The 15464-nt window shown below is 62.3% G+C and carries 13 protein-coding genes; 2 read left to right on the top strand and 11 right to left on the bottom strand.

Annotated elements, in window-relative coordinates:
* Positions 1-12 precede the first annotated feature (12 nt).
* Complete coding sequence (dnaE, locus tag MRBLMA1_RS02165) at positions 13-3549, bottom strand: DNA polymerase III subunit alpha (RefSeq protein ID WP_363734759.1); 3537 nt, start codon at positions 3547-3549, stop codon at positions 13-15.
* 175 nt (positions 3550-3724) lie between these two features.
* On the opposite strand from dnaE, the gene MRBLMA1_RS02160 reads away from it, so the two are divergent.
* Positions 3725-5533, top strand: coding sequence for a diguanylate cyclase (locus MRBLMA1_RS02160; protein WP_363734758.1), 1809 nt, complete (start codon positions 3725-3727; stop codon positions 5531-5533).
* Here MRBLMA1_RS02160 and MRBLMA1_RS02155 read toward each other — a convergent pair.
* Both MRBLMA1_RS02155 and MRBLMA1_RS02150 read right to left on the bottom strand, forming a co-directional pair.
* Positions 5519-6208, bottom strand: a complete 690-nt coding sequence (locus tag MRBLMA1_RS02155) for an ABC transporter ATP-binding protein (RefSeq protein ID WP_363734757.1) — start codon at positions 6206-6208, stop codon at positions 5519-5521. The two genes, MRBLMA1_RS02160 and MRBLMA1_RS02155, sit on opposite strands and share 15 nt — an antisense overlap.
* Entirely contained in the window at positions 6201-7451 is a 1251-nt protein-coding gene (locus tag MRBLMA1_RS02150; RefSeq protein ID WP_363734756.1) for a lipoprotein-releasing ABC transporter permease subunit, read from the bottom strand. The genes MRBLMA1_RS02155 and MRBLMA1_RS02150 overlap by 8 nt, the downstream gene beginning before the upstream one ends.
* A gap of 550 nt (positions 7452-8001) precedes the next feature.
* Between MRBLMA1_RS02150 and MRBLMA1_RS02145 the strand changes: the two genes are divergently transcribed.
* The gene (locus MRBLMA1_RS02145; RefSeq protein ID WP_363734755.1) at positions 8002-8466 is read left to right on the top strand and encodes an Hsp20 family protein; all 465 of its coding nucleotides are present in this window, start codon (positions 8002-8004) and stop codon (positions 8464-8466) included.
* Positions 8467-8514: 48 nt separating this feature from the next.
* Here MRBLMA1_RS02145 and MRBLMA1_RS02140 read toward each other — a convergent pair whose 3' ends face one another.
* The 8 genes from MRBLMA1_RS02140 to ccmC all read right to left on the bottom strand — a co-directional run bounded on the left by MRBLMA1_RS02140 (position 8515) and on the right by ccmC (position 15394).
* The gene (locus MRBLMA1_RS02140; RefSeq protein WP_363734754.1) at positions 8515-10440 is read right to left on the bottom strand and encodes a potassium transporter Kup; all 1926 of its coding nucleotides are present in this window, start codon (positions 10438-10440) and stop codon (positions 8515-8517) included.
* 142 nt (positions 10441-10582) lie between these two features.
* Entirely contained in the window at positions 10583-11218 is a 636-nt protein-coding gene (locus MRBLMA1_RS02135) for a tetratricopeptide repeat protein (protein WP_363734753.1), read from the bottom strand.
* Positions 11215-11625 (bottom strand): cytochrome c-type biogenesis protein, encoded by a 411-nt coding sequence (locus tag MRBLMA1_RS02130; RefSeq protein WP_363734751.1) that lies wholly within the window; start codon positions 11623-11625, stop codon positions 11215-11217. The genes MRBLMA1_RS02135 and MRBLMA1_RS02130 overlap by 4 nt, the downstream gene beginning before the upstream one ends.
* On the bottom strand, positions 11622-12149 hold the full coding sequence (locus tag MRBLMA1_RS02125; RefSeq protein WP_363734749.1) for a redoxin family protein: 528 nt from the start codon (positions 12147-12149) through the stop codon (positions 11622-11624). The genes MRBLMA1_RS02130 and MRBLMA1_RS02125 overlap by 4 nt, the downstream gene beginning before the upstream one ends.
* Positions 12146-14086 carry a heme lyase CcmF/NrfE family subunit gene (locus MRBLMA1_RS02120; protein WP_363734748.1) on the bottom strand — a complete coding sequence of 647 codons (1941 nt, stop codon included), beginning with the start codon at positions 14084-14086 and terminating at the stop codon, positions 12146-12148. The genes MRBLMA1_RS02125 and MRBLMA1_RS02120 overlap by 4 nt, the downstream gene beginning before the upstream one ends.
* Before the next feature lie 12 nt (positions 14087-14098).
* Entirely contained in the window at positions 14099-14545 is a 447-nt protein-coding gene (gene ccmE, locus MRBLMA1_RS02115) for a cytochrome c maturation protein CcmE (RefSeq protein ID WP_363734747.1), read from the bottom strand.
* Positions 14542-14667, bottom strand: a complete 126-nt coding sequence (locus MRBLMA1_RS02110; RefSeq protein ID WP_363734745.1) for a hypothetical protein — start codon at positions 14665-14667, stop codon at positions 14542-14544. Before MRBLMA1_RS02110 ends, ccmE begins: the two co-directional genes overlap by 4 nt.
* Before the next feature lie 4 nt (positions 14668-14671).
* On the bottom strand, positions 14672-15394 hold the full coding sequence (ccmC, locus tag MRBLMA1_RS02105) for a heme ABC transporter permease CcmC (RefSeq protein ID WP_363734743.1): 723 nt from the start codon (positions 15392-15394) through the stop codon (positions 14672-14674).
* Positions 15395-15464 lie beyond the last annotated feature (70 nt).

Raw genomic sequence — 15464 nt, 5'->3', positions numbered from 1 at the left:
GCGGACGGGCACCTATCCAGCGACCAGTCGCAAACCCGAACGGCGGTTGCGGGCGCGATAACCATCGGCCTTGGGCTCCATGCGTTCGAACGATCCGATGCGCAAACCTGCTATTGTCGCGATGCTGTCGACCTGATCGGCGCCGATCAGATAATCGTCGCCCAGGAACAGTCGCACCGCTCTGCCCCCGCCCACGGGCGCTCGCAGAAAGACTTCGCTCCGCCCTCCCTTGGTCCGTCCGAGCAGCTGGGCGAGCGTGTCGATCGCCGCTGCATCGCTCACGTCGACCACCAGTTCCATCCGCGAACTGTTGGCCAGTTGGCGGAAGGGCTCGACCCCCCGGATCGTAACGCGCGGCGTTTCTTCGCCCGGCATACGGTCCAATTCCACCATCAACAGCGCGCAATCGCCTTCGCGCGCCATATCCTCGATCGCCCTGCACGCATCTTCATCGAAGCAGCTTGCCTGAAACTGACCGCTGCTGTCGGAAAATGTGGCGGAAGCATAGCGTGCGCCCCGCTTGGTTTCGCGCCAGCGGACATCCTCGACCATCGCCGCCATCACGCCATTGGCGCGCCCGCCCTCCGCCACAGGTTCGGTGCATATGGCGCCATAGCTTTTCGCGCCACGGGCTTCCGCCAGATGCCGGTAGCGGTCGACCGGATGCGCGGAGAAATAAAAGCCGAATGCCTCCTTTTCCTGCGCCATGCGATCCGCCGTTGACCAGGTCTGATGCGGCGGAATGCGGACGTCGGCATGCGGCGTTTCGACATCTCCAAACAGGCCGCCCTGCCCGCTTTCCCTCGCCTCTGCAGCGCTGGAGGCAACACTGAGGATAGTCTCCGCCGCTGCATGGACACCCGCCCTGTCGGCATGCACGCCATCAAATGCGCCCGCGGCCGCCAGACTTTCCAACTGTCGTCGATTGAGCAGCCGCGGTTCGATCCGATCGGCAAAATCGTCCAGGGACTTGAACGGTCCGCCAGCGTCCCGCTCCGCCACGAGTTGCTCCATCGCCTTCTCACCTACGCCTTTCAGGCCGCCGAGCGCATAACGCACGGCAAAGCCCAGGCGCGGATCGTCGCCGTCATATTCCACCGCTTCGACCGAGAAATCCGCAAGGCTGCGGTTGATGTCCGGCGCAAGACAGTTCAGCCTCATGCGGCGCATGTCATCGACGAAAACGGTCAGCTTATCCGTCAGATGGATGTCGAAGGCCATGGAGGCGGCGTAGAATTCCGCCGGAAAATGCGCCTTCAGCCAAGCCGTCTGATAGGCGAGCAGCGCATAGGCGGCGGCATGCGACTTGTTGAAACCATAGCCCGCAAACTTGTCGATCAGGTCGAAAAGCTCATTTGCCTTCGCGGCCGCGATGTCGCTCTGTGCGCATCCTTCGACGAAGCGCGCGCGCTGCGCGTCCATCTCCGCCTTGATCTTCTTGCCCATGGCGCGGCGGAGAAGGTCGGCGTCGCCCAGCGAATAGCCTGCCAGGATCTGCGCGGCCTGCATCACCTGCTCCTGATAGACGAAGATGCCATAGGTTTCTTCGAGAATCGGTTTCAGCAGGATGTGGGGATATTCAATCTGTTCCTGCCCGTTCTTGCGACGGCCGAACATCGGGATATTGTCCATCGGCCCAGGGCGGTAGAGCGAAACAAGCGCGATGATGTCACCGAAATTGGTCGGGCGCACAGCGGCCAGCGTCTTGCGCATGCCCTCCGATTCCAACTGGAACACGCCGACCGTGTCGCCCCGCTGAAGCAGTTCATAGACGGCCGGATCATCCCAGCCGAGCGCATCAAGGTCGATCGCCACACCTCGGCCCGCGAGCAGTTGTACCGCCTTCTGCAGGACGGACAGCGTCTTGAGGCCCAGAAAGTCGAATTTCACCAGCCCCGCGCCCTCGACATATTTCATGTCGAACTGCGTCACCGGCATGTCCGATCGGGGATCTCGGTAAAGCGGCACAAGCTGGGACAATGGCCTGTCGCCGATCACCACACCGGCCGCATGGGTCGAACTGTGGCGGGGGAACCCCTCCAGCTTCATTGCGTAATCGATCAGCCGTTTGACCTGCGCGTCATTGTCATATTCCGCCCTGAACTCCGCAACGCCGTTCAGGGAGCGCTCCAGCGTCCAGGGGTCGGTCGGATGGTTGGGCACCAGCTTGGCCAGACGGTCGACCTGGCCGTAGCTCATCTGCAGGACGCGCCCGGTATCCTTCAGAACGGCGCGCGCCTTCAGCTTTCCGAAGGTGATGATCTGTGCGACATGGTCCGCGCCATATTTCTGCTGGACGTAGCGGATTACCTCGCCCCGCCGCGTTTCGCAGAAGTCGATGTCGAAGTCCGGCATGGAAACGCGTTCGGGGTTCAGGAAGCGTTCGAACAGCAACCCCAGTTGCAGCGGATCGAGATCCGTGATCGTCAGCGCCCAGGCGACGACCGATCCCGCACCCGAACCACGTCCCGGCCCCACCGGAATGTCATGATCTTTCGCCCATTTGATGAAGTCGGCCACGATCAGGAAATAGCCGGGGAAGCCCATCTGGATGATGATGTCGGTTTCGAACTGAAGCCGGTCGAAATAGGGCTTTCGCGCTTCCTCCCCGATGATGCCGGCCTTTGCGAGCCGCGCCTCCAGCCCCGCCGTCGCCTGCTCGCGCAGCATCTTCGCTTCGCCTTCTATGTCTCCGGCCAGGCTGGGCAATATGGGCTTGCGCTTGGGCGCCGCGACGGCGCAGCGCTGTGCGACCACCAGCGTGTTGGCGAGTGCTTCGGGCAGGTCCTCGAACAGCCGCTTCATTTCCGCCGCCGGCTTCATCCAGGCGTCGGGCGAACTGGTCCGCCGGTCGGGCGTCTCGACATAGGCGCTGTCGGCGATGCAAAGCATCACATCATGCGCTTCATGGAAGTGCGGCTCGGCAAAGCAGGTGGGGTTGGTCGCGACCAGCGGCAGGTTGCGGGCATAGGCAAGGTCGAGCAGTTCATGTTCCGCCTTTCCCTCGACCGGGTCGAAGCGGCGACATATCTCGATATAGAGCCGGTCCGGGAACAACGCTTCCAACCGCTTGGCATAGGCGAGCGCCGCAACCGGTTGATCCTCGGCAAAGAGCCGCGCCAGCGCGCCTTCCGCTCCAGCCGTCAGGGCGATCAGGCCGTCGGTACGCCTCGCCAGCATGTCGAGGCTGATATGCGGCACTTCCTCAACCGGACGGTCAAGATGCGCCATCGACACAAGCGCGCAGAGATTGTCATAGCCGGCCGTATCCTGCGCATAAAGCGCGATCCAGTCGTGAACCGGCGCCGCATTGGCCGGCCGATCGGGCCGCGAAATGCCGACCATGGCGCCGATGATCGGTTGCACCCCTTCGTCCTTGCAGGCGTCGGAAAAGGCCATGGAGCCATAAAGGCCGTTGCGGTCCGTGATCGCGGCGGCCGGAAAGCCCAGTGCCTTTGCCTGTTTGGCGATCTTCTTGGGATCGATCGCCCCTTCCAGCATGGTGAAAGATGAAAAGACGCGAAGGGGAACGAAACCGGCATGAGGCATGCGCTCATTTAGGCATTGCCGTCGATTCGGCACCAGCCCCCAGATGCAGAAAGTCGTGGGTAAATCACGCCGCCCTGGCCCGATGGTTAACATATCTCCAACTTTTGAGTCGCAAGATCGTCCGAGCCGGCCGGTGATCTCATCCGCCCGGCAAACGCTATCGCTCGGGATGATCATGCGCCTGTCTACCATCACCAATTATGCTTATGGCGCCACCGTGGCCCTCACCCTGGCTTCGGGTGCGGTCATGCTGATGGCGTCCAGCGCGGAGGAGAAGGAACGGGCTGCCGTCGAACAGCGCGCTATTTTCGACCAGTTGACCGCCACGCTGGCGGAAGACGCCTACAGGCAAACCGAACAGGCCCGTGCCTATGTGATTACGGGCGATCCGTCGCATATCATCGCCTATCAACGGGAGAAGGCGATGCTCCGTTCTGTCGAGCAACGAATCGCCCATCTGCGCGATCGCGGGGCCAGCGTCAGCGAACTCGCAGCATTGCAGCAGGGACTGCATTGGGCCGATGCGCTGACGGCTGAGCAGGAAGCGGCGATCAGCGCTGCCCAGAGGGGCGACGGGGAAACCGCGCGCACCATCCTCTTCGGTGACGAATATGGCCGCGAGCTGGATCGGATTGCCGCCCAGATTGGCAAGTTCCAGTATATGCTGGACCAGCGGACAGAGAATATCGTCAGTCAGGCTACCGAAGCGGCTCGCCGATGGCGGTTCGTGTCGGAAATCATGATGGGTGCAACCGCCCTGCTGTTCCTGTGCGTGCTCTACTTCATCCTGAAACAGCGCATATTGCGGCCGGTGGTGCGGTTGAGCGATGTCGTCACGCGCCTCGCCGCGCAGGATTATGCCGCCGTTCCGCCGGACTTTCCTCAGGTGGACGAGATCGGCGACATGGCCCAGGCCATCCGCATCTTTCGCGAAAACGGCCTGGAAAGGCAAAGACTGGAGCAGGAACGGGATGCCGACCGGATCACGCGCGACCAGCTCTCACGCATGACCCAACGCCTCCAGGGCTGTGACTGCACCGGCGACCTGGTCGAGGTTGTCCGGCGTTTCGCCCCGGAGATCGCCCCCGGTTTCGCCGGACGGCTCTACATTCACGACGCGCGACGCAACATGATGGTGCAGGCGTGCGACTGGTTGACGCCCCGTGAGTCGGGCCAGGAATTCGCGCCGACGACCTGCTGGGCGCTGCGGCGCGGGCAGATACACAAACCGACCGGCGAGCTGATCGACATTCCCTGCGAACATTTCGACGCGGCTCCGCAGATACGCACAATCTGCATCCCGCTGTCGGCGCAGGGTGAAAGCATCGGGCTACTCTATGTCGAGGAACCCGAGGATCGGACAGCCGAACAGATCGGGCGCACCGAAAAATATCTGGAAATGCTGGCGGAAAATATCGGCCTGGCACTCGCCAATCTGCGGCTTCGCGATGCATTGCGGCAGATGGCGATGGCGGATCCGTTGACCGGCCTTGCGAACCGCCGCCGGTTCGATGCGGTGTTCAAGGAGCAGGTGGCCCACGCCGAAAATTCCCTGTCACCGCTGGCCTGCCTGATGGTGGACATAGACCATTTCAAGCGGTTCAACGATGCGCATGGCCATGATGCGGGCGACGCTGTACTTCGCGCCGTGGGCGGCGTGCTGAACGACGCCTTGCGGGAGAAGGATTGCGCCTTCCGCCTGGGTGGAGAGGAGTTTGTGCTGCTGATGCCCGGCTTCGCGCAGGATCAGGCCATCGACCGCGCCCTGCAGGTGCAGCAGAAATTGCAGGCGCTGCGCGTCCATCATGAGGGCGAAGAACTGGGGCCGGTCACCGCCTCCTTCGGCCTTGCGGTCTTCCCCGAACATGGCCGTGCGGAAACGCTGGTCCGGACGGCGGATGCAGCATTGCTTCGCGCCAAGAACCAGGGACGCGATCAGATCGTCATCGCGACGATCCGCGATGCGGCGTCACATCACGCCTGAGCTTTCCTCCAGCTGCCCTTCGTGAAGACGCACGACCCGGTCCATTTTCTCCGCCAGTCGTTCATTATGCGTCGCCACCAGCGCTGCGGAGCCTTCCTCGCGCACCACTCGCAGGAATTCGGCAAGCACGACATCGGCGGTCCGCTCGTCCAGGTTGCCGGTGGGCTCATCCGCCAGGACCAGTGCCGGCCGATTTGCCAGCGCCCGCGCCACGGCCACCCGCTGCTGCTCCCCGCCCGAAAGTTGGCTCGGGCGATGCTCCAGCCGATGGCCCAGCCCCAATGAACCGAGCAGCGATTCTGCGCGGACGCGGGCTACCGCCATCTCCGCATCGCGGATCACCTGCGGCAATATGACATTCTCCACTGCGTTGAAGTCCGGCAGCAGATGGTGGAACTGGTAAACGAAACCAAGCGCATCCCTCCGCAGCCGAGTCCGCCCGTCATTGTCCAGCTTTGCCGCTTCCTCACCCGCAATGCGGATCGACCCGTCAAAGCCGCCCTCCAACAGTCCGACCGCCTGGAGCAGCGTCGACTTTCCCGATCCCGACGGGCCGAGCAGCGCGACGATCTCACCCTGCCCTACAGACAGGTTGACGCCCCGCAGCACTTCAATCGTAACGCCGCCCTGGGTGAAGCTGCGCTTCAGGCCGGCGACCCGCAATATTTCATTCATAACGCAGTACCTGCACAGGATCGGTGTTGGCCGCCTTGAACGCGGGATAAAGCGTCGCCAGGAAGCTGAAGACCAGCGCCATTAGACAGATGGTGGCAATCTCCACAGGATCGGGCTTGGCAGGCAATTCGGTGAGAAAGCGGATCGAGGGATCCCAGAGATTCTGTCCCGTAAGGAACTGGATGGCGTTCACCACGCTCTGACGGAAGAACAGGAACGTGAATCCCAACACCATCCCGGCCGCCATGCCCAGCGCGCCGATCGTCACGCCGACGGTCATGAAGATCTTCACCAGGCCTCCGCGGCTGGCACCCATCGTACGCAGGATCGCGATATCGCGCGTCTTGGCGCGCACCAGCATGATCAAGGAGGAGAGGATGTTGAACACGGCCACCAGCACGATGATGGAAAGCACGACGAACATCGCGACGCGCTCCACCGCAAGCGCTTCGAACAGGGACGCATTCATCTGCCGCCAGTCGGTGATGATTGCGCGACCGGCGACCTTTCCTGCCAGCGGCTCCAATATGGCGGCCACCTGATCGGCGTTCACCGTCTCGACCTCGATCATGCTGACAACGTCACCCAGCAGCAGCAATGTCTGCGCATCCTCCACCGGCATGACGACAAAGGCCTTGTCATAATCGTAGATGCCGACCTCGAAAATGGCGGCCACCTGATAGGAAACCTGTCGCGGTACGGTGCCGAAGGGCGTCGAACGGCCAGCCGGATTGATGATGGTGATATTGTCGCCCAACTGGATGCCCAGATTTTCGGCTAGGCGCGATCCAATCGCCACCTTGCCGCTATTGGGCGTGAGCGCGCTCAGGCTGCCCGCGACGACCTTTGCCTTGAGTGTTGCATTATTGCGGATGTCGTTCACGGTCATGCCCCGCACCAGCACCGCTTCGACCCGCCCCTGAAAGCTGCCGAGCAGCGGCTGCTCGATCAGGGGCGTGGCGCTGGTGACGCCGGGCGTCGCCTTCGCTTCCTTCAATATGGCCTTCCAGTCAGGCAACCGCCCGCCATAGCCCTGGACGACGGCATGGCCGTTGAGGCCGACAATCTTGTCGAAAAGTTCCGCGCGAAAACCGTTCATCACGCTCATCACAATGATCAGCGCCGCAACGCCCAGCATCACCGCGACCAGGCTGATGCCGGCGACGAGGAAGATGAAACCCTCCCCCTTTCCGGGCAGCAGATATCGCTTTGCAATCATGCGTTCGTATCGGGTCAGAATCATGATGGCGCGAATGGCCTCTCGATAGGGACAGGCAGCCCGTCTAGCATGCTCTCGACCGACGGCAAGCATTGCCGAATTGTTGCAATGGGGCCACAGCCTCTCAGGGAAAATATCGGCGCCCGGAAATAGCCCGTGACAGCGGCCTGCTCTATCCATAGCACATGCTGCGAAGCACAGGTAAATGGCCGTGGTTCAGGGATACTGCATCCCGCTTCAAGCTTAGGGGGCTGAGAAGTGGTTGAGGCAGGCCAAGGGGGAGACGAGAAATCGTCCATCAGTACCCGGGTCGTGGCAGCGCGGCCCGGGTACTTTTATTTTCAAACCTGAACAGCCCGCCATCCGGACGCTTTCTGACGCAGGCATAACGAGTATTGCGTCCTGACATGACCTTCGTCCTGCCATCGAAAATCCCGTTATCCGACCACTTGAAACCCTTTTCTCCCAAACCATATCCCATCCGTCCGGCCGCCACATGGGGTTGGACATGGTACCGCCGGATGCCTTGTTCTGGGTCCGGCATGTTCATTTTGCTCTTTGGGAGATTATGACAATGCGTGGTTTTGACCTTACCCCCTATCGTCGCTCGACCGTCGGCTTCGACCGTCTTTTCGACCTTATCGAAAACAACGCCAGGTTGAGCCAGGGCGACAATTATCCCCCGTTCAACATCGAACGGATTTCCGAAGATCGCTATCGCGTTACGCTGGCCGTCGCAGGCTTCCGTACGGACGAGATCGACATCACTGCCCAGCAGAACCTGCTTCAGGTCACCGGGCGCAAGGAAGATTCGCAGGGCGGCGACCGCTCGCGTTTCCTACATGTCGGCATCGCCAATCGCAGCTTCGAGCGCCGCTTTGAACTCGCTGATTTCGTGCGGGTCGAAAAGGCCGATCTGGCTGATGGTCTGCTGACGATCGAACTCGTCCGCGAAGTGCCAGAGGCCATGAAGCCGAAGAAGATTGCGATCAACGGCGGTCAGCTAGTTGAAATCAATGCCGACCGCGACGCGGCCTGATACGCCGCTTTGAACGATGGGGCGCGGCAGCTCTTGCCGCGCCTTTTCTCAGATTTCGACCTGACTACCCAATTCGACCACGCGATTGGTCGGCAGGCGGAAAAATTCCATCGCACTTTCCGCATTGCGCAGCATCCACGCGAAAATCTTCTCACGCCATAGCGGCATGCCGGGCTTGGCGGACGGCAGCAGAGTCTGGCGGGCCAGGAAGAAGCTGGTGTCCATCATCCTGAACGCCTGACCGCAGCCCGTGACATTCTTGAGCGCGGCGGGAACGTCGGGTTCCTGCATGAAGCCATATTGCAGGACCAGCCGGAAGAATCCGCGACCCAGATCCTCCAGCTTGCAGCGTCCGTCATCCTCGACGGCCGGCACGTCCCTGATCTTGACGGTCAGAAGGATGACGCGCTCATGCAGCACCTTGTTGTGCTTGAGATTATGCAACAGGGCGTGGGGCACGCCATCGGGCGTGGAGGTCATGAACACCGCCGTCCCGGGCACGCGAACCGCGCTGTTCGCAGCGGAAGCGACGAAGACCGGGATAGGCATGGCGGCTTCGCGCAAACGATCCTGCACCAGCCGGCGCCCGCGCGACCAGGTGGTGAGCAGGGTGAAGATCACGAAACCAATTAACAACGGGAACCAGCCGCCGGCCGGCACCTTCGTGAAATTGGCCGCAAGATAGGCGCCGTCCACCAGGAACAGCACGGTCAACAGCGGCGCAGAATAATACCACGGCCATTTCCACAGGCGATAGAGCAGCACCGTCAGCAGAACATTGTCGATGAACATCGCACCCGTCACCGCGATGCCATAGGCTGCGGTGAGATTGGACGAGGTCTGGAACACCAGTACCAGCAGGATCACCATGACCATCAGCCCCCAATTGATCAGGGGTATGTAGATCTGCCCGGCGGTCGAGGCATTGGTGTGCGCGATCCGCAGACGCGGCATGAAACCAAGCTGGATCGCCTGCTGCGTGACTGAAAAAGCGCCGGAGATCACCGCCTGGCTGGCGATGATCGCCGCAAGCGTCGCCAGACCGACCAGCGGCAATTGCGCCCATTGCGGCGCCAGATAATAGAAGGGGCTATGAAGAGCTGCCGTACCCTCGCGGAACAACAGCGCGCCCTGCCCCATATAGTTCATCATCAGCGCCGGGAGCACGAAGGCCAGCCACGACACGCGGATCGGGCTGCGCCCGAAATGGCCCATATCTGCGTAAAGTGCTTCGGCGCCCGTAACCGCCAGCACGACAGCACCCAATGCCAGGAATGCGGGCAGCGGGTCGGTGACGAAGAACATGACCGCCCAATAGGGATTGAAGGCATAAAGAATGCCCGGTGTCCTGACGATGCTGATGATGCCCAAGACCGCGATGGTGACGAAATAGAACATCATGATCGGCCCGAACAGCGATGCCACGCGGTTGGTCCCCAATCCCTGTATCCAGAACAGGCCGAGAAGGATGATGATCGCGGCCGGCAGAATGAGGGGTGCAAGGTTGCTGTTGTAAACCGCCAGCCCTTCGACCGCGGACAGCACCGACACCGCCGGTGTTATCATCGAATCGCCGTAGAACAGTGACGTCGCAAAGACGCCCAGCAGGACGATACCGCGGGACCATCGCTGAGTCCTGGTTTGACCGTTGATGAGGGCAAGCAGGGCCAGACTGCCCCCTTCCCCCTTGTTGTCGGCACGCATGATGACGGTCACATATTTGAGCGTCACAACCAGCATCATCGACCAGAACATGAGGCTGATGACGCCCAATATATGGTCTGGATCGAGATCCAGATGATGATGCCCGGCAAAGGTTTCCCGGAATGCGTAGAGCGGACTGGTGCCGATGTCGCCGAACACGATGCCGATCGCGCCGACGACCAGCTTCATTGTCGCTTTTTGCCCGGCATGGCCGTGATCCTGGGCGCTTTCGTCATCGGCGCGCGCGGCGCCCGCGATCTCGTCAGCCATGAAGAAAATGCCGAATTGTCATGATCTTTGGATACCCGAACGGGGAAGCGGCCCGTCTTGTCATTCCATAAGCCCCCGCAAACCGCCGCGCCCTATCACGGCTGCGGGATGGTGGCAATGATGCCGCAGACGCCGCAACCGGCTACTGGCTTCCAGACGCCAGCATGGCATCGATACGCGCAATATTGGCTTCGAGTTCCTTCTTGACCTCGCTGTCTTCAGGCGCGCTGGCGGCAAGTGGCGCCCAAAGCGCCCGGGCTTCCTTGAGCTGGCCCGCGCGGGCCAGCGCCAATCCGTAGAAATAACGCGGCGCTGGCCCTTCAGGATCAATCGCCATCGACCGGCGATAGGCAAAATCGGCAGCGGGAGAGAGCACGCCGCCCGCATGCGCGACCAGCGCATTACCAAATCCCAGCCAAAGATTGGGGTCGTCTGGCGCCTCGCGCAGGCCGGACAGCAACACATTGGCCGCTTCCTTCGTTTTCCCCTGCCGCCCGAGACCGTCCGAGACCATGAGCCACGGGCCTGCCTTGCCATAGCGTTCGGCAAGGCCGCGGCGCTGCTCGGCGAGTCTTTCGTCGAAGGCGACAGCGCCCTCTGCTGCCGGCTGCCGGGGCGAACCCGCCAGCCCCGGACGCCCCTGCCAGGCATAGCCGGCCAGTCCCAACAACAGCGCAGCGGCCGTAATTTCCCAAGCTGTCCGCGGTATGCGGCCGATTGCGACCAGCGCGATGCTGACCAGGGCCAACAACCCAATGGCGATGATCCAGCCGATCATGACCGGCGTCTCCGCCTGATCCGCCCGCGCAGCAGCAGCAGCCCCAATCCCAGGAGAATCAGCGGCGCGGCCCAGAGCGGCCAGAGGATCGGATCGGCCGTCGGCTCATAGCTCACCCAGTCGCCATAGCGTTCGATCAGCCAGGCGCGGATATGTTCCGGCGCCTCGCCGGCCATGATGCGTTCGCGAATCTGGGAACGCATGTCACCGGCCATGCTGGCGTTACTGTCGGCTATGGACTGGCTCTGACAGGTAAGGCAGCGAATCGTTTCCATCAGCGTCCGCGCCTTTCTTTCCAGCGCCGGATCCTCGATCTGCCGGTCGGCATAGGGCGCGGGCGGCAGCGCCGACTGCGCAAGCGCAGGCGCATTCAGCAGCAGCGCCAGGAGGACGATCAGCATCCTCATTGGGCATTCCTCAGTCGGTCGAGGATCATCGGAACGTCATCCTCGCGAATGTCGCCGACATGCTGATATGCGATGCGCCCTTTGCCATCGATGATGAAGCTTTCGGGAACGCCGGACGATCCCATGGCGATCTGCACCTCGCTGCGTGCATCCAGCCCAATGCGGGAATAGGGATTGCCGTAACGGTTGAGGAAGGCATCGACATCGGGCCGGGCGTCGCGGATGGCGATGGCGTCTATTTCCACACCAGCCCGCTTGAGCGCCAGCAACTGCGGCGCTTCGGCGGCGCAAGGCACGCACCAGCTCGCGAAGATGTTGAGCAGGCGCGGTTTACCGGTCGCAAATTCCCCGCTTTGCAGCGGTGGGCGGTCGCTCGCGGCGGCAGGCAGGACGAAGGCCGGCAATGGCTTGCCCACCAGTTTCGAGCTGATGATCCGATCGTCCGGGCGCAGCAGCCCGCTTGCAAACAGCCCGAAAAATCCAAGAAACAGCGCCAGCGGCAGCCAGATCAGCAGCTTTTTCATGCGGCATTCTCCGCAGCCTTGCGCGCGCGCCATTTGAGCAGCCATCCGCGTCGTTCGCGTCCGACCAGCGCCAGCGCTCCGCCAAGGGCGATCAGGAAGCCACCGAACCAGATCAGCGTCACGAACGGCTTCCACCAGACGCGAAGCTGCCAGCGGCCTTCGTCCGCCTCCTGCCCCAATACGACATAAAGCTGCCCGTCCCAGCGCGTGAGCAGAGCCGCCTCCGTCGTGGTGGTCGGTGGCGAAGCAAAGAAGCGCGACTGCGGATGGATAAGGACCGGCTCCCCACCGCCTCGACTGGCTTCCATATCCGCCTGGAGCGCGGTCCAGTTATCGCCCGCGATCGGCAGGATCTGCCTGAAGCGAAGCGTCCAGCCCGCGATCTCCACCCGATCGCCCGGCCGGGCAGCGACCAGCTTTTCCAAGGTGAACGCCGAATCGCAAGCCATGCCGGCAAGGCTGACCGCGCAGCCCAGATGCGCGATCACCATGCCCCAGGTGAAAAGTGGCGTCCGCCACAGATTGCGCTTCCAAAGCGGTGCGACGCTGCCCACCGCGACGGCCAGAGCGATCACCAGACCAAGAAAGGGCAATATGCCGATCCGGCCCCAGGCAAATACCGCCAGGGCGAGGAACACCAGCCCGGCCGCCACCATTGGAACGGTAATGCGGCGGGTCACCTCCCGCATCCGGTCACGCCGCCAGCGAGTCAGCGGCCCCAGCACCATGGCGATCATCAGCACCAACGCCACGGGTCCGGCGATACGGTCGAAATAGGGTGCGCCCACCGACACCTTGTGCCCAAAGGCCTCAGTCAGCAGCGGATAGAGCGTGCCGACCAGCACCAGCCCTAAAATCACGGACAGCAGCAGGTTGTTGACGACCAGCATGGTTTCCCGGCTGACCAGTTCGAACGGCGCACCCTCGCGGACTGCGCCCACGCGCCAGCCGAACAGCGCCAGCGCACCACCAATGTAGATGCCCAAAAGCGCCAGGATGAAGGTTCCGCGCTCCGGATCGACGGCAAAGGCATGAACGCTGGTCAAAATGCCCGACCGGACGAGGAACGTGCCCACCATCGACATGGAGAAGGCGATCACCGCCAGCATCACTGTCCAGGCCCGTAGCGCGTCCCGAGTTGCCAGCACCGTTACGCTATGCAGTAGCGCTGTCGCCGCCAGCCACGGCATGAGCGAGGCGTTTTCCACGGGATCCCAGAACCACCAGCCACCCCAACCCAGCTCATAATAGGCCCAATAGCTGCCTGCCGTGATACCAAGCGTCAGCAATATCCATGCGCCCAGCACCCAAGGCCGCATTGCGCGCGCAAAGGCCGCGTCGACCTGCCGGGTCAACAAGGCGCCGACCGCAAAGGAGAAGGCGACGGACAAGCCGACATAGCCGAGATAAAGCGTCGGTGGGTGAAACGCCAGGCCGGGGTCCTGCAACAGCGGGTTCAACCCCTGCCCATCCGGGGCAGGCGGATCGATCCGCGCAAAGGGATTGGAGGCGAAAAGCAGAAATGCATAGAAGCCGAGGCTGATCGCAGCCTGCCCGCCCAACGTCGCCATATGCGTGTCGCGTCGCAAGGCGCGCTCAAACAGGGCGACGGCCGAACCAGCGACGCCCATCACCGTGACCCACAGCAGCATCGACCCTTCATGATTGCCCCAGGTCCCGGCGAATTTGTACAGCCATGGTTTCATGGAATGACTGTTGCTGGCGACCAGCAGGACCGACATGTCGGACCGCAGGAACAGGGTTATCAGCAGGGCGAACGCCAGTGCCGTCAGCACGCCCTGCGCCACCGCCACGGGACGGACCGCGCCGAGCAGATCGCTCTTGCCCCCTGCCAGGCCGATCGCCGCGAGAGCCAGTTGCAGCAGCGCCAACGATGCGGCCAACCATAATGCGGCCAGGCCGGATTCAGCGATCATGTGCGCCTCGCTTCACCGATCCACCTTCATCTTGTGGGTCTTCTCATCATAGCTCATGCCTTCCAGCTCACGAGGCATGTAACGTTCGTCATGCTTGGCCAGCAGGTTTGTCGCCTGGAAAGTGCCGGCGGCATCGAACGCTCCTTCAGCGACGACGCCGGATCCTTCGCGGAAAAGGTCGGGGGTGATTCCCTTGAAGCTCGCGGGAACGGTGGACTTGCCATCGGTGACGTTGAAACGGATGGTGACGCCGTCGCTGGCGCGCTTCAGGCTCCCCTTCACCACCATTCCGCCCAGCCTGATCGCCTTGCCCGGCTCGACACCCTTCGTCTTCACGTCGTAGGGCGCGTAGAAATAGGCCGCCTCATCCTTCAGCGCGGAAGCGGCGAGCAGACCCGCACCAATGAGCGCGACGAGCGCCACCACGGCAAGGACCAGCCTTTGATGCTTTGCCTTCATGGCCTGTCCGCCGATGCCCTGCTTTCAGCGCCCTGCATCGCCCGCCAGCTGAGCAGGCTGATTAAGCCCGTACCCAGAAAGGTGAGCGCATAGGCGCCGATCACGAAAGCCCACTGGTTCATATCCTCACCCCCGCGCCAGCCTTTGCATGCGCGCTTCGATCTTGTTCTGCGCCAATATGGCGCGCATGCGCATCAACACGATCGCGGCGAAAAGCAAGGTGAATCCGATCAAGGTAAAGCCGAGCGGCCAGAGAAGCGCTCCATCGATGCTTGATCCCCGCAACGTGATGCTGGGCCCCTGATGCAGGCTGTTCCACCACACGACCGAGCGGTTGATGATCGGGATATTGATCGCGCCGACGAGCCCGAAAATGGCGGTCACCGGGCTCACTCCGCCGTTGCCCTGTCGCGCGCTGGCGTTGGCGAGCGCGATATAGCCCAGATAAAGGAACAACAGCACGAGCATGGATGTCATCCGCCCGTCCCATTCCCACCAGGTTCCCCAGGTCGGCCGCCCCCAGATCGATCCGGTGATGAGACAGATCGCCGTGAAGAATGCGCCGGGCATGGCGATGGCGCGGCCCGCGATCGACGCCAGAGGATGACGCCAGACGAGTTGCATGAGGGCCGCGATGGCGATCCCGGTCCATCCACCCATCCCCAGCCATGCTGCAGGCACATGAATATAGAGAATGCGCACCGTATCGCCCTGCAGATAGTCCGCGGGCGTCACGAACAGGCCGCATGCCGCGCCTGTCAGCAACAGGACAAGCCCCGGCCAGAACAGCCAGGCGGTCAACGGCCGGGCAATTTTGAGGAAGCGTGCAGGATTGGCGAAACGATGCATGAGACGAGGCTATTAGCTTCCCCGTGGGCTCAAGGCCAGTAGGCCTTTTTCCCAATTTCATCGCCCGAAA

The organism is Sphingobium sp. LMA1-1-1.1 (assembly GCF_040676365.1).
Classification (GTDB): Bacteria; Pseudomonadota; Alphaproteobacteria; order Sphingomonadales; family Sphingomonadaceae; genus Sphingobium.
Note: the sequence above shows the minus strand (reverse complement) of the source record. Positions and strands in the feature narration are given on the sequence as shown.